This window comes from Ihuprevotella massiliensis, assembly GCA_900095835.1.
Classification (GTDB): Bacteria; Bacteroidota; Bacteroidia; order Bacteroidales; family Bacteroidaceae; genus Alloprevotella; species Alloprevotella massiliensis.
The window spans coordinates 326,997-342,247 of the sequence record LT608321.1 but is presented as its reverse complement, the minus strand read 5'-3'; the positions used below and the strand labels follow the sequence as shown (position 1 = coordinate 342,247).

Below are 15,251 nucleotides of genomic sequence, written 5' to 3'. Positions count from 1 at the left end.
CCTATGATTATAAAATCAGCTGATTTTTTCATTTCCTCAGGTCGTGCTGACCAATGTCCGCAAGACAGTAAACTTCCGGAATATGCCTTTATTGGCAGAAGTAATGTAGGTAAGAGTTCTCTTATTAACATGTTGACTGGGCGTAAAGCTTTGGCGAAAACTTCATCAACTCCAGGTAAGACGATGCTTATCAATCACTTTATCATCAATAACGAATGGTATTTGGTTGACCTCCCAGGGTACGGCTTTGCTCGTCGGGGAAAGAAAGAGATGGAAAAGTTTCGCAACCTTATTGAGTACTACATTTTAGAGCGTCAACAGCTCACTTGCTTGTTTGTACTTATCGATTCTCGACTTTCACCTCAAAAGATTGATTTGGAATTTATCCAGTGGTTAGGCGAAGAAGGTATCCCTTTCTGCATCGTATTCACCAAAGCTGACAAGAATAAAACAGGTGAGTTGAAGAAGAATGTGCAAGGTTTTCTCAAGAAACTTCAAGAAGAATGGGAAGAACTTCCGGCGCACTTTGTCACAAGTAGCGAAAAAGGAACGGGGCGAATGGAGTTATTAGATTATATAGACGAAATCAACAATGGTTTGGACGGATAAAGTTCGCCAATTAAAGATTATCTTCATTGGAGTTGCGATAATTATTGTCGCAACTTCTCTGTTTGTATCCCATCATCTTGTAGAGGATTTGAAGGCTGAAGAGCGTGCCAGAATGGAAGTTTGGGCAGAAGCGATGCGCTCCCTTACCGCAGCAGAGGAAAACACTGATCTAAATCTGGTGCTGACCGTCATCAATGGTAATAACTCAATACCAGTGGTGGTGACAGACGAAGACAACCATGTGCTTTCTCATCGAAATTTGGATTTTTCAAAGCAAGATACCAAAGACTCCTTGCGATCCCTACATGAAGCTGTAGCAGAACTGCAACAGACGGGCAAACAAATGAGGATGGCTTTAGAAGTTTCACCTGCAAATGACACAGAAAGTAATCAGAAGTTTATTTATATCTATTACGATGAGTCTCTGATTCTCCATCGTTTGGCTTGGTTTCCCTATGTGCAAGTAGGAGTCGTGAGTCTTTTTCTCCTTGTAGCACTCTTAGCTCTCCTATCTACTAAGCGTGCAGAACAAAATCGTGTCTGGGTAGGTCTGACGAAAGAAACAGCACATCAGCTTGGCACCCCCATTTCTTCTTTAATGGCATGGATAGCAGTGCTTAAAGAGACCTATCCTAATGACGACTTGCTAGAAGATATGGAACACGATGTGCAACGTCTTGAACGGATCACAGAAAGATTTTCAAAAATTGGTAGTCAACCAGAACTAAAGATTACTGAGATTGCACCAGTTATAGACCATGTAATTGATTACCTCAAACGCAGAGTGTCCAATAGGGTGGAGATTTCTGTGGATTTTCAAGATAAAGTATTGCTTCCACTATCTGCACCACTCTTTGAATGGGTCATAGAAGTCATCTGTAAAAATGCGGTAGATGCCATGGCTGGTGCAGGAAGTATAGCACTAACTTGTCACATCATGGACAAGAGATATGTGGTAGATATTAGAGATACGGGCAAAGGAATTGCTCGCAAGCATTTTTCTTCTGTCTTTAAGGCTGGTTTCACCACAAAACAACGAGGATGGGGCTTAGGGCTTTCATTATCTAAGCGTATCATCCAAGAATATCATCATGGTAAAATTTACATTCTTGATTCCGTGGTTGGTAAAGGCACAACTTTTCGAATTGAACTTCCACTGAAATCCTAATTTCTTATTGGCTTTGCTACGCATAATGTAGCAAAGTAACCCAGTTTATACAAATTGAATATAAACAAAGAAGGGTGGTGTGAAAGAAGATTCTTTCGCATCCACCCTTTATTGATGCGAAAAAAAGTCCGGAATATCCCACTTACTCCCCAATTTACCAACTTATTGTAGGTGATTGCTACACGAGCCTTGTCTGTCATGGGTGCTCCAAGTTTATGAAGCATGCGGAGAGCTGCTTCACTATTTGTCAGGAAGGAAAGATTATCGTTGATTCCTGTATGTAAGAGTGGATTGTCTATATGGATTACTGGTATATTCATTTGGGCAAGTTTCACCCCCATCAACGCATCTTCGTATCCGTATTCTGTAATACGCTCATCAAACATCACTAGCTCCAGTACTGTTCGGTGAAACATCACGTTGAAGGTCGTAAAAAAATCATGGGGGTGTGCCTGACGGTACGATAAAGTGCGCTGTTGCTCTGCAGCCAGCTCATACTTTAGGCGTAACTCGTGCCCACGCTGGGCAGTATCTGGAGACTTAATCCCCCCAACTATTACAGATTTTTCGTGCCGATTCTCCCAATACATCAATACAAAGTCATCGCTAATCACCGCTGCGTCAGCATCAATAAATAGAACATAGTCAAAACGCGAATTTGTTAGTAGCCAGTTTCTCAAAGGTACTCGTCCAACATTGGACGCCATTCTGATGTATTCGCAGTTGGGCAAATATTCGATCAGCTCATTCTTGTTGACAATGATTTCATCTGTGCTAGCATCATCCGCGACAAGTATTTCGTAGTCGAAAGACTCTCCATATTGAGCTTGAAGCTCCTCACATTGTTTCTGTAAATCAGTGACAAGACACAGACAGTTCATATTGTAGGTGGGAATAAGAATTGAGAGCATGGCAGGGTAGATAATTGTAGTATGGAGAGCAAGATAACTTAAAATCTGAAGTTTGAAATAAAACGTCCGGCATTCTTCAGAAAGTCTCCGAGTTTTTCAGAAAATTCTCCAAGAACATTTTGAAAATGTCGGAGATTTTAAGTTGGACTCTAGGAGATTTTTTGTGAGGCTTAAATTTAAACTCAAAACTCTATACGTTCACTGCATAGAATAACAGAAGTAGTATATAAAAAGGTGCGTATCCAGGTGAGAAATCTGGATACGCACCTTGACGTTTACATGATTGTTTCAGAAATGATGAGTACGTTTCTAAAGAAAATAGGGCTTAGAGTTTAGCTTCCAAGGCAGCAATCTTAGTGAGCGTATCAGCTTCTTTCTTGCGTTCAAGGGCAACAACAGCTTCTGGAGCGTTATTTACAAAGCGTTCGTTAGAGAGTTTACCTTGAATGCTCTTGAGGAACTTGCGTAAGTGTTCAAGCTCAGCACGAGCTGCTTCCTTTTCAGCTTCAAGGTCTACCACATCACCCATATAAAGAGCGTATTCAGTGGTGCCCACAAGGAAGGTGCTGTAACCCGCTCCTTCAACTTGCTCTGCAGTTTCGATCTTCTCGAGACCTGCAAGCTTCATGATGAGACCATCATACGTTGAGAGTTCGTTGCTAGCACCCACGATAGTGAGTGAAAGTTGCTCACGAGGAGAAATGTTCTTTTGAGCACGCGCAGCACGAACACCAGCAATGATACCCTTAACACGTTCTACATCAGCAATCAACCTTTCATCCGTGGCTTTGGGCGCTGTGATAGATTGAGGAGACACCATAATGCTTTCGCCATCTTTGCGCTCTGTGAGATGTTGCCAAAGCTCTTCTGTGATGAAAGGCATAAATGGATGCAACAAATGCAACAAATCGTCGAAGTTCTTCAGAGTAGCTTCATAAGTGACTGCGTCAATGGGCTGTTGGTAGCCAGGCTTGATCATTTCAAGATACCAAGAAGAGAATTCATCCCAGAAGAGGCGATATACCTCCATCAGAGCTTCAGAGATGCGATACTTAGAGAACAGGTCTGCAATCTCAGCTGCACTCTTACGCAATTGAGCAGCGAACCATTCTGTGGCTTGCTTAGAAGTTTCGGGTTGTACCAAAGTCTTATCTACCTCCCAACCTTGTACAAGGCGGAAAGCGTTCCAAATCTTGTTACAGAAGTTACGACCTTGTTCGCACAAAGATTCATCAAACAAGATGTCGTTACCAGCAGGGGCAGAAAGCATCATACCCATGCGCACTCCATCAGCACCAAACTTTTCGATTAGATCGAGGGGATCTGGAGAATTACCGAGTGACTTTGACATCTTGCGACCCAGCTTGTCACGCACGATACCAGTGAAATACACATTCTTAAATGGCATCTTACCGGTATACTCATAACCAGCCATGATCATACGTGCCACCCAGAAGAAGATGATATCTGGACCAGTTACGAGGTCACTAGTGGGGTAGTAGTAGTTAATCTCCTCGTTGTTAGGATTATTAATGCCATCAAAGAGTGAGATTGGCCACAACCATGAAGAGAACCAAGTGTCGAGTGCATCATCATCTTGACGTAATTCCTCTGGTTTTACTTCACGACCGTACTTTTGCGAAGCCACTTGTACAGCTTCCTCAAGGCTATTGGCAACAACAAATTCCTCTACCTCTGCATTTGGTGCACTTAGGTAGTAAGCAGGAATGCGGTGCCCCCACCACAATTGACGACTAATACACCAATCTTGAATGTTGGACAGCCAGTTATTGTAGGTGTTCTTATATTTAGCAGGGTAGAACTTGATTTCGTCGTCCATAACTGGAGACAAAGCCAAGTCAGCAAAGTGCTGCATGCTCAGATACCACTGCATGCACAAGCGAGGTTCAACAGCAGTATCGGCATTACGTTCGCTATAACCTACCTTATTGTCGTAGTCTTCTACCTTTTCAAGAAGTCCAGCTTCTGCAAGATCCTTTGCAATTTGCTCACGAACTGCCATGCGATCTTGACCAATATACATGCCTGCAGCCTCAGAAAGCGTACCGTCTGCGTTGAAGATGTCGATCGTTTCAAGATTGTGCTTCTTACCCAAAGCGTAGTCATTGACATCGTGGGCTGGGGTAACTTTCAAACAACCGGTACCAAATTCTACATCTACATAGCGGTCTTCAATCACAGGGATTACTCTGTCTACGAGAGGCACGCGTACTTGTTGTCCCTTGAGCCATCCGTTCTTGGGGTCCTTAGGGTTAATGCACATGGCTGTGTCACCCATGATGGTTTCAGGACGGGTAGTAGCCACGACTGCATAGCGCCCGTTGGCATCTTCGTGAATAACTTCGCCTTCAACACCAGTTGCATTGCCATTGTCGTTAACAACATAATACTTAAGGTAGTAAAGCTTGCTCTTCTCCTCACGATAAATCACTTCTTCGTTAGAAAGTGCAGTTTGTGCTTTAGGATCCCAGTTCACCATGCGGAGGCCACGATAGATAAGGCCCTTGTTATAGAGATCTACAAAGACTTTAATGACACTCTCTGAGCGAGTTTCGTCCATAGTAAAGCCTGTGCGATCCCAGTCACAAGAAGCACCAATCTTACGAAGTTGCTTTAAGATGATACCACCATGTTCTTCTGTCCAGTCCCAAGCATGCTTCAAGAACTCTTCACGAGTGAGATCAAGCTTGCGGATGCCTTGTTGAGCGAGTTTATTTACAACTTTAGCTTCAGTAGCAATAGAAGCATGGTCAGTACCGGGTACCCAACAAGCGTTCTTACCCTCCATTCTTGCGCGACGCACCAAGATGTCTTGGATTGTATTGTTCAGGATGTGGCCCATATGCAACACACCAGTCACATTGGGAGGAGGAATAACAACAGTATAAGGCTCACGACCATCAGGTTTCGAGCTAAAAAGTTTATGGTTTGTCCAGTATTCGTACCATTTTCCCTCCACTGCTTCGGGAGAGTATTTAGTGGCAAGTTCCATATATATAGATATAATTTCGTTTGCGAATGCAATTATCTGTGCAAAGATAGCACTTTTTCAGTGATTTTCTAGTGGCTACTGGCGGGAAACTGAGTATTCCCATGCCGGAAAAATAGTTTTTGATTAGAATTTCCCCAATATGCGGTCAATTGCCCAGTTTGTTGGAGTAGCACTCACCGAATCACAGGTGCAGATATCTGAACCATCTAAGTGTGCCATGATGTTTTTCAAAAGGGGCACTTGCACATGTTCAGGGTTTTCGACAACAATGTGTTGTTCGCCTTCTTCGTTTTGCAGATGAATAGGTAGATAGGTAAACACAGAAAATGATAGTTGTCCCTTGTCACCAATGAGTAGGATACGGTCTTCTTTGGCACTCTCATGGGCAACAAAGCACCATGTACCAGAGGCAGGAATACCATTTGCAAAGCGAAAGGCTGCACTTACGGAGTCTTCTGTGGGGTAGAGCTGCCGCAGGTTGGCCTTATAGCCTTGCACTTCTACGATAGGTCCAAAAAGTTGTTGAAGAAAATCGAGCTGATGAGGTGCTAGATCATAAAAATAGCCGCCACCTGCGATATCAGGCTGTAGTCGCCAAGGAAGATTTTTTGAGTTATAGTCCAAATCTCTCGGAGGAACGGAGAATCTGATCTGAGCAGAAAGAACTTTTCCGATAGTTCCTTCCTCTACTAAGGCTTTTACCTTTTGAAAATAGGGTAGGTAACGGCGATAATATGCCACAAAACAAGGGGTATGCTGACTTGCCGCTACACGATTGATGCGCAAGCAGTCAGCATAATGCGTTGCTAAGGGTTTCTCTACATACACCGCCTTTTGGGCATTCAAAGCCATAATGGCAAATGTTGCATGAGTAGAGGGTGGAGTAGCGATATAAATGGCATCCACATTGGGATCAGTTACAAGATTTTGTGCGTCTGTGTACCAATGTGGAATATTGTGACGAGCAGCAAAAGCAGATGCCCGCTCTGCACGTCGGCTCATGACAGCCACTACCTTTGCGTTGGGTAATTCGGAAAAGGCTGGGAGCATCTTCTTTTCTGTGGCTTCACCGCAGCCAATAAAGCCCCATCTAATCGTTTTTTGGCGTTCCATAGGGGCAAAGTTACGCAAAAATGTTGTACCTTCGCCTTGAAATACTAGCTTTTTCTCAATGATGACATATAAACAAGCTCTTCTCTTGCTTTTGCAACGCCCAAAGCGTAATGCGCGTCCTATGCTTTTGTCTTTTACCCTCACAGCTTTGGGGGCAACAGCTGTAGTTTTTGGACTTAGTCATACAGCTTTTGAAATGGGAGTGCCTTGGTGGATTCTTACACAACAAGGTTTACCCAATGAGTTGCTGTGGGAGATGATGCCCCTTGACTTTATTGGCGTTTCTATTTTGGGCGTAGGTATAATTCTGCTTTTGGGAGGATTAGTGAAATCTCACCGCGAAGTTTTGAAGGCAGTCCATATCTTGATACTTAAAAGTCGTCACTATCCCAATGTTTCACCAGAGCAACGCTTGTCGCGTCTTACAATAGCAACCTCTATTGCCTTGCTTGTTGCAACTTTATTACTCCTTCCGCAGATAGTCATTGTGTTAGGGGGCTTTCAGACGGCAAATTCTTCTTTGATGTTAGATGATGCTTTTATGCCAACTTGGGTTTATCTTGTACAAGCAATCTTCTCTTTTCTAGGGATGTTTGCTCTGCTTTTACTTGGAGTCTATTTTCGCTTGGTGTTTTCAGCTAGTAAGAAGATATAGAATATGCGTTATTTATTTTTGATTCTCCTAGGAACGATCTCCACTTTCACATTTGCTGCACGTCCTGCTCGCCACATTCTTACAAAGGACGCGACGGGTAGAACTATAGTTGTGCCTTACAAGGAATCCCGACATATAGACCCTTCGGCTCCTACCTGCTTTCCCTCTTCGTTACATCAACATCCCACTCGATCCTTTTCCACCATTGATGCAGATGGTTTGGGGCGTTATGGCGTTAGTGCTGCTGGGGTATTACCAAGCATAGGGCAACCGTCTATACCCGTTGTCATGGTGGAATTTGATGATGTAGAGTTTCAACCTACAACAACTCCAGATTTAGTAGATCGTTACTTTAATGAGAAAAGATTCAATGCTGATAAAGGCTGGGGTGGAAGTGTTCGTGACTATTTTGTAGATCAAAGTTATGGTCTGTTTTCTCCGAAGTTTCAAATTGTAGGAAAGGTAAAACTACCCAAGTCGCGTGCATACTATGGCAAAAATTCTGGCAGCAACGTACATGTGAATGTCGACGAATTCTACCAAAGTGCTGTGCGGCAAGCATTGCAATTAGGAGTGCCCTTCAACACTTTTGAAACACAACAACACAAAAACATCCCTCTCGTGATTCTTTATTTTGCGGGAGCAAGTGAGAATAGTTCATTGGAGACGGGTAGTGAAGACTATCTTTGGTCGGCGTTTAAGGAATCTCCTTACAAAATAAATGGTCATAGTTTTCAAAGCTTTTTGGTGGTAGGCGAACTCATCAATCATTATAAGTCCGTAAATGGCAAACTTCTACGCGATGCTCTGAAAAATCCTATTGTAGATTATGCAGAATTGGAAGGTCCTGGAGTGAAGTGTCATGAAATATGTCATGCTCTTGGACTTCCCGATGCCTATGATACTCAAAACAAATATCTTGATACTCCAGACTACCTCGATCTTATGGATTATGGTCAATATGTGACAACGATGGGTGAAAGACCCATGGGACTTTCTGCCTATCAACGCAACTGTCTAGGCTGGCTGCGAATATCAACATTGGAAGATGTAGCAGGGTATTATCAATTATTGCCACTTCACAACAACTTATTGGGTATAACTTCAGATAAAGAAGCTCAGGCTTACCTTTTGCGTAATCCACAAAATCCGAAGGAGTTTTATGTTCTTGAGAATAGGCAAGCTAGTACATGGTTTCCCAAGAGTTTAGGTATGGGAATGTTGGTCTATCATGTTGACTACGATGCTAGTCTTTGGAATAGTAACCGCGTAAATGTACAAGCAAATCAACAGTGCTATGAAATAGTTCCAGCAGATGGTAAAAGACAAACGCATAATCAAGGAACTAAAAACGATTTTGCTGGTGACTTTTTCCCTGGCTTCAAAAATGTTACAACGTGGTCTTCCACTTCTTCCCCTGCTATCGCTTGGAAAAATGGACCAGATAATCGAGCCTTATACGGAATCACCATAAAAGAGCCTACTTTGAACATTGGTTTTGCTCTTAATGATGAAACATTGGTTGGTATTGTAAACATGAATGTGAAGAGGTTATGGAACTCTTCTAATGATTGTTACTATGATCTTCAAGGAAGACAACAAAGCCAACCAAAGGAAGGTTGCATCTATGTACACCAAGGTCAAAAAGTAATTTTTTATCCTCACTAATTCTTTTTAAACGAATCATTCATAGTGTATATGTTGAAAAAATCGATGTTGATAGCTTGTTTCTTTGTGGGAATACAAACGCTTCATGCACAATCATTGGGTTCTCTTGTTAATACCGCTAAGAATGCTGTCACACAAGCTGTGAGTAGTGCTAAAGACAATGTGCAGGCAGCACTCATAGGCACACAAACTGTTACTGTTAAACAACTAGTCGGGACCTGGACCTATCAACAACCTGCATTAGTATTTGAAAGCAATAATCTTCTTAATCAAGTAGGAGCAGCAGCTTTTACGGAGAAAGCTGAAAAGTCTGCTGGCTACTTATCAAAGTTTGGAGTTAAAGCTGGCTCATTGAGCATTACTTTTAATGACAATGGTCATTATGCTGCAACATTGAAAGGAAGAAGCATCAGTGGTACTTACAAATTAAATGGTGCCACACTAACTTTAGTAGCACCACAAAGAGTTGTTACAGTACCCGTCAACGCTAAGCTGCAAGGCAACCAGTTGCAGTTAGCTGTTCATGCAGACAAGCTACTGCCTTTGTTGCAAACGCTTATTGGAAGTGCTTCGCAAGTCACAGAACAAGCTGCTACCATTACTAGCGTATTGAAACAGTATAAAGGTGCATTTCTAGGTCTTAAGCTTAAGAAGTAATCCCCCAAAAAGCATTTACCATTACTCATACAAAAAATAAAGTCCGTGTCAAGTGTTTATACTTTTGACACGGACTTTTGAATATTGAGGTTCTATTAGTTCTCTATGAAGAAAAGGATAGGAAATCGACCAGAAAACAAACTTCCTGCGTACAATCACACACAGCAATTGAATGTACGCACGTAGAATTATGTTTTTTCTACAGGGGGAGATGAACAACCTCTACATTTGCACGCTTGAGCAAGTCGAGCCCCTCATGCAAACGGTATTCACGAGCGTAAACAACTCTGCGAATTCCTGCTTGAATAATCAATTTGGAACACTCTATGCAGGGCTCGTCTGTGACGTAAAGGGTAGCGCCATCAGAGTTATTGCCAGAACGCGCTATCTTTGTAATGGCATTCGCCTCTGCATGGAGTACATAAGGTATCGTGTTACCTTCGTCATCTTCGCATACATTTTCAAAACCTGAAGGAGTGCCGTTGAATCCATCGGATATGATCATCTTATCTTTAACGATAAGTGCTCCCACTTGTCTGCGAGTGCAGTATGAATTCTCAGCCCAAATCAATGCCATGCGGAGGTAGCGGTGGTCCAGAGTGTCTTTTTTGTCCATAATCTATCCTTAATTTAGTGTTGTCTTAATACAGATGTCATTTACATTCTCTTTCTCCTACTTCTTAGGATGCAAGGAAAGATAATATCGGAGAACCATACTCTATTTTACTTGTGGCTGTAGACCATCACGCACTAGCATTGCATCAATAGTGGCTGGTTGACCACGAAACTTATTGTAGAGCGTCTGGGGATGGACGGTGCCGCCCTTAGAAAGGATGGTGTTGCGGAAGTCATTTGCTACTTCTCTATTAAACAGTCCTCGTTCTACAAAAGCTGAGAACGCATCGGCATCAAGTACTTCCGCCCATTTATAGCTATAATAGCCAGCAGCGTAGCCACCACTCATGATATGTCCAAATTGTACTGTCATGCAAGCTTCTTCAATCGTTGGAAGTAATTGCACAGAAGCCCAAGCTTGATGCTCAAATTCACGAATGTCTTCTGACAAAGGGCGCTTGAGCGTATAATATGCCATGTCGAGAAGTCCAAAACTTACTTGTCGCATGCAAGCGTATGCCGCATTGAAATTATGCGCTTTGTGTACGCGATCTATCAAAGCTTGTGGCATATCCTCCCCAGTCTGATAATGCTTGGCAAATGTACGGAGAAACTCCGGACGCAAAGCGTAATTCTCCATAAACTGTGAAGGAAGTTCCACAAAATCCCAGTATACATTGGTACCACTTAGGCTGCTATAACGCGTCTTGGCGAAGATTCCATGTAATGCGTGCCCAAATTCATGTAAGAAGGTCTCAAGTTCATCAAAAGTCAGCAAAGAAGGAGTATTCTTTGTGGGCTTTGTGAAATTCATGGTCACACTAACATGGGGGCGATGTTCGCCTTCTTCATCAATATACTCTTCTTGATAAGAGGTCATCCAAGCTCCGTTCTGCTTGGAACTGCGAGGAAAGAAATCTGTATAAAGGATTGCCAAGAAAGATCCATCTACATCACGCACCTCATAAGCCTTTACGTCGGGATGGTATACGGGAATGTCATGATTTTCTTCAAACGTTATGCCGTAAAGTGTAGTTGCTAGTCCGAAAACACCTGAGGTAACCTGAGATAACTCCAGATAAGGGCGAAGCATTTCAGCGTCGAGGTTGAAGTCTCTCAATTGGAGCAAATGTGCATAATGAGCAAAATCCCAAGGTTTCATACAAAAATCATCACCTTCAAGATCTTTAGCAAGCGCTTCCACAGCAGCAACATCTTTTTTTCCAGCTTCTAGGTAATGAGCTTTGAGGTTATCCAGCAATTCATAAACTTTCTCGGGCGTTTGTGCCATACGATTCTTGAGCACATACGTAGCATAATCTGGATAACCCAAGAGTTGTGCTAACTCCATGCGTAGATTTACGAGCTTTCGGCAAATCTCAAAGTTGTTGTACTCATTATCTTTTGTGCATTTTGTCATGTATGCGCGATACAATTGTTCACGAAGTTCTCGCACTTCTGAGTATTGCATGAAGGGGACGAACGAAGGGGCATGAAGAGTTATCACCCATCCTTCAAGTTTTTTCTCTTGTGCTGCCGACTCTGCTTGCTCAATTTGGCTTTGGGGAAGGCCTTTTAATTGCGCTGAATCGGTGATATGTAAGAAGAAATCATTCGTTTCCTTAATATTGTTTTGTGAAAACTTCAAAGAGGTTTGTGATAACTCAGCTTTAATTTCACGAAATCTTTCTTTTTTCTGAGCATCTAACGTCGCTCCTGAACGTTCAAACCCATCATAAGTCTTTTCCAGCAACATCTTATCTTCACCTTCAAGACGAGAGCGCAATTTTTCCTCATCGTACACAGCTTTTACTCTGGCAAATAAAGTCTCATTCAGCATGATATTTGATGAATGTTCGCTCAACAATGGAGACATTCGTTCGGCAAGCTCCTCTAGCTCTTCGCTAGTACACGCTGATAGTTGATTGTACATCAAAGTTGTAGCCTTCTCCAAAACCTTTCCTGTAGTAGAAAGTGCTACAATAGTATTTTCAAATGAGGGAGGGTTTGGCTGATTTGCGATATTATCAACCTCAATAGCCTCGCATTTGATTCCTTCTTGGATAGCTTCTTCAATATCTGCAATAGCAATCTCTGTAAAAGGAAAGGTACTGTGTGGAGTTTGCCAGGTTGGCTGTAACAAAAGGTTCATACTTTATGATTTATGCTGAGTGTTGATTTGAGAAATAGATTCGAACTCTTTGCCAAGATTGAGTTTAAGATACACTTCATAGAGTAGTGGTTGCCATTCTTGGACATCCTGAGGAGCTTTAGCGCGATAAATTTCTAGATGCGGCCTTGCTTTCTCGTAAAACTCTTTCTGTTGCAGAAGTGCTTCTTTGTAACCCGCTGATCGGATGCTTAGTGGAAGTTGAATAGCCCGAGCTTTGCGATAATATGCTCTACCTATGTAGAGGTGAGCCCGGTAAAGCGTAGAATCGCAAGCAAGTGCTTGCTCGCCAGCTTGGATACTTTGCTCATTAAGTTTGAGAACATCGTATGCTTGCGCAGCAGACAAAGGAAATAGTCCATTATTGCTGTCTTTTTGTGCTAGTTTATTTGACAGAGCTACGAGTGTTTGGTAGTCCTTATGGGCAAAAAGACTCTCCGAGAGTGATTTAAAGAAGAAAAGATGCTTAGGAAATGACTCTACACCTAGTTGTAGGTAATGGCGATAGCCAGTTTCATTCTTATTTGCTGCATTGACAAGCGCAAGAGTCTCTAATATAGAAGACAATTTGTTAGTGTCCTTAAGTGCCAAGGCAGCATATCGCTCTGCGTCATGATATTGGCCAGCTGCGAAGCTAGCATATAAGTACTGCACTGCGTTTGTTACTAACTGCTCCTCGGAGAGATTCGCAGGGTGCTGTTCAGTAAAAATAGTGCTATTGCGCGATTCCAAGGTTTGACGAGCAAGAAGACGTGCATTCTCCCAATCGCCTTTACGTACAAAGTATTGTGCACCCTTTGCTAGATTAGGATAAAGGCCATTTAGTAAGCGATTCAATCTCAAACGGTGCGAGGGTTGCTTTGTCTTGTCTTTAAGTTCACTAACTTCTGCACTATCAGTGAGAAGCGCATACGTGAATATGGAGTTTAGGCTTTGAAATAGAGCTGCAGTATCTGGCTTTTGTTGCAGATAAATACGTTCATTTTCTTTCTCGCTCTGTAGCAGTGCCGCTTCAACCCCCATGTAATAAATTCTTGCATTGCAAGAATTTAAGGTGTCCTTTCTCTGCTTAGCTATTAGTCGCAAAACATCTCCTGGTTTCTTAGCTTTTATGGCAGCACGTATCTCCTTTTCATCTTTCAGTGCGAAGGTAGAAAGTGGAGCTACAGTAGCAAGTATTAAGAAAGAAACTAGTAGATAGACTCTCATGTTAGTGAACTGGTGATATAAGCTGTATGAAGATTTGTGCATAACAATAGCCTGTGTCAGAGTTTTCGAAAGTGAACCCATGTAGTTAGTCTAATTTGTGGAAAAGCAGAGACGCAACAGATTGTTGCGTCCCTGCAATAAATTCATCAATGAATGAGAGAAAATTAGCGCACTCCTTGGCGCATAATGTTCTCCATTTCCTCTGCCTTAGCCTTTTGGTTTAGGTTAGAGTAGATTTGTTCCAAGGCAGATGCCCAAAGACGGCTACGTTCAGGTGCCAATTCGCGGACTTTTTCCATCAAAGGAAGTGCCTTTTCGAAATATCCACGAATTTCTTTAAGCTCCTTGTTGTATTGGTCTACAGCCTTTTGCCCCTTGACACGATCCAAGTTGCTACCGGCGTACTTATAACCGCCATTTTGACGCTTAGTTACTACCTCATTAATGTAGCAATATGCCTTGTTAGCCATAGCTTCGACATAGTTGGGGTCAAGTTCTAATGCTCTGTTGAAGGCATCACGCGCTTCTGCATAATTGTGCTTCAAGTTCATTTCTACATACCCCTTGATGAACCAAGCAGACTTGCTTTGAGGATTTTGCGCTACCATGTCGTTAGCTGCTTGCTCAGCAGACTTTACGTCGTTCTTTTCATTGTAAACAGCGACAAGACTCTCCATGAAAGCTTGATTGTCTTCAAGGTTTGCAATAGCGTGCTTCAAGTCATTTACATACGCCAATGTGTCCTTCTTGCCAGTGAGGTCAGCTTCAAAACGCATCAGGTAGAGGTCACGCACAGGGATTTTAGCTTCTTCAAGCAATGCCTTCTTGTTGAGCAAGTCTTGTGTTTGCTGAAGTACTTCGTCCCACTGTTTCATTTCATAAGCCAACATGCTGCAGTAATAGCTTGCTTGCGCGTAATTTTGTGCCTTCGCTTGAAGGAGAGAATCACGCTTTTCAGCCAAGGCAGGGTTGTTTACAAGTTGAAGATGCTTGTTGAAGTACTTATAGGCTCCAGCCTTATCGTGATTTTGGTTAAGGAATACTCCTGCATAGAAGAAATAGTCTTGACATCCAAGGATAACTCTGGTGTCTTCTGCTGAATACTTAAGCTTAGGCATCTTTCCTTTTTCGTTGGGAGTATGCTCCGCTACGTAGCTTTTAGTGAAGTAGTCTACCATTTCATCCAAACTAGACACGAACTTTGCGGTGTCAAGTGGCTGATTATTTGCTGCTTTCATGAGCTCTGTATTGAATTGTGTGCTCACAAGCTTACCAGCTTGGTTGTAGATTTCTGCAAACTTCGTGGTCTTAGGATTGTCAAATGATGACTTTAGCACCTCGAGTGCTTCGGCTGACTTGTTCTGCTCTTGCAAAAATGCAGCCTTACTTATGACACTGTTTTGTGCCATGCTCACCATAGAGCATGCAGCAACAGCAACCAATGTGAAGATTTTCTTCATGGT

Annotated in this window: 12 protein-coding genes; 5 read left to right on the top strand and 7 right to left on the bottom strand. The window is 42.5% G+C overall.

Going from position 1 to position 15,251, the window contains the following annotated elements; genetic code table 11:
* The first annotated feature begins 3 nt into the window (after window positions 1–3).
* Together yihA and BQ2633_RS01520 are read left to right on the top strand one after the other, a co-directional pair.
* Entirely contained in the window at window positions 4–609 is a 606-nt protein-coding gene (gene yihA, locus BQ2633_RS01525) for a ribosome biogenesis GTP-binding protein YihA/YsxC (RefSeq protein ID WP_075564707.1), read from the top strand.
* Window positions 593–1,777 (top strand): sensor histidine kinase, encoded by a 1,185-nt coding sequence (locus BQ2633_RS01520; protein ID WP_075564706.1) that lies wholly within the window; start codon window positions 593–595, stop codon window positions 1,775–1,777. Before yihA ends, BQ2633_RS01520 begins: the two co-directional genes overlap by 17 nt.
* Here BQ2633_RS01520 and BQ2633_RS01515 read toward each other — a convergent pair.
* The 3 genes from BQ2633_RS01515 to BQ2633_RS01505 all read right to left on the bottom strand — a co-directional run bounded on the left by BQ2633_RS01515 (window position 1,774) and on the right by BQ2633_RS01505 (window position 6,814).
* Window positions 1,774–2,688 carry a glycosyltransferase family 2 protein gene (locus tag BQ2633_RS01515; protein ID WP_075564705.1) on the bottom strand — a complete coding sequence of 305 codons (915 nt, stop codon included), beginning with the start codon at window positions 2,686–2,688 and terminating at the stop codon, window positions 1,774–1,776. The genes BQ2633_RS01520 and BQ2633_RS01515 overlap by 4 nt on opposite strands.
* Before the next feature lie 325 nt (window positions 2,689–3,013).
* Window positions 3,014–5,701 (bottom strand): valine--tRNA ligase, encoded by a 2,688-nt coding sequence (locus BQ2633_RS01510; protein ID WP_075564704.1) that lies wholly within the window; start codon window positions 5,699–5,701, stop codon window positions 3,014–3,016.
* Between the two features lie 123 nt (window positions 5,702–5,824).
* On the bottom strand, window positions 5,825–6,814 hold the full coding sequence (locus tag BQ2633_RS01505; protein WP_075564703.1) for a Gfo/Idh/MocA family protein: 990 nt from the start codon (window positions 6,812–6,814) through the stop codon (window positions 5,825–5,827).
* Window positions 6,815–6,872: 58 nt separating this feature from the next.
* Between BQ2633_RS01505 and BQ2633_RS01500 the strand changes: the two genes are divergently transcribed.
* Genes BQ2633_RS01500 through BQ2633_RS01490 form a run of 3 tightly spaced genes read left to right on the top strand, consistent with a single transcriptional unit; the run spans window position 6,873 to window position 9,794 of the window.
* Window positions 6,873–7,469, top strand: coding sequence for a hypothetical protein (locus BQ2633_RS01500; protein ID WP_141700104.1), 597 nt, complete (start codon window positions 6,873–6,875; stop codon window positions 7,467–7,469).
* A gap of 3 nt (window positions 7,470–7,472) precedes the next feature.
* Complete coding sequence (locus BQ2633_RS01495; protein WP_075564701.1) at window positions 7,473–9,137, top strand: M6 family metalloprotease domain-containing protein; 1,665 nt, start codon at window positions 7,473–7,475, stop codon at window positions 9,135–9,137.
* Between the two features lie 30 nt (window positions 9,138–9,167).
* Window positions 9,168–9,794 (top strand): lipocalin-like domain-containing protein, encoded by a 627-nt coding sequence (locus BQ2633_RS01490; RefSeq protein ID WP_083233893.1) that lies wholly within the window; start codon window positions 9,168–9,170, stop codon window positions 9,792–9,794.
* 199 nt (window positions 9,795–9,993) lie between these two features.
* Here BQ2633_RS01490 and BQ2633_RS01485 read toward each other — a convergent pair whose 3' ends face one another.
* From BQ2633_RS01485 to BQ2633_RS01470, 4 genes are all read right to left on the bottom strand, one after another.
* A complete protein-coding gene (locus tag BQ2633_RS01485) occupies window positions 9,994–10,410 on the bottom strand; it encodes a deoxycytidylate deaminase (protein WP_075564699.1) in 417 nt (138 codons plus the stop codon).
* Between the two features lie 102 nt (window positions 10,411–10,512).
* Entirely contained in the window at window positions 10,513–12,561 is a 2,049-nt protein-coding gene (locus BQ2633_RS01480) for a M3 family metallopeptidase (protein ID WP_075564698.1), read from the bottom strand.
* Window positions 12,562–12,564: 3 nt separating this feature from the next.
* A complete protein-coding gene (locus tag BQ2633_RS01475) occupies window positions 12,565–13,869 on the bottom strand; it encodes a tetratricopeptide repeat protein (RefSeq protein ID WP_141700103.1) in 1,305 nt (434 codons plus the stop codon).
* Window positions 13,870–13,952: 83 nt separating this feature from the next.
* Complete coding sequence (locus BQ2633_RS01470) at window positions 13,953–15,248, bottom strand: tetratricopeptide repeat protein (protein ID WP_075564696.1); 1,296 nt, start codon at window positions 15,246–15,248, stop codon at window positions 13,953–13,955.
* Window positions 15,249–15,251 lie beyond the last annotated feature (3 nt).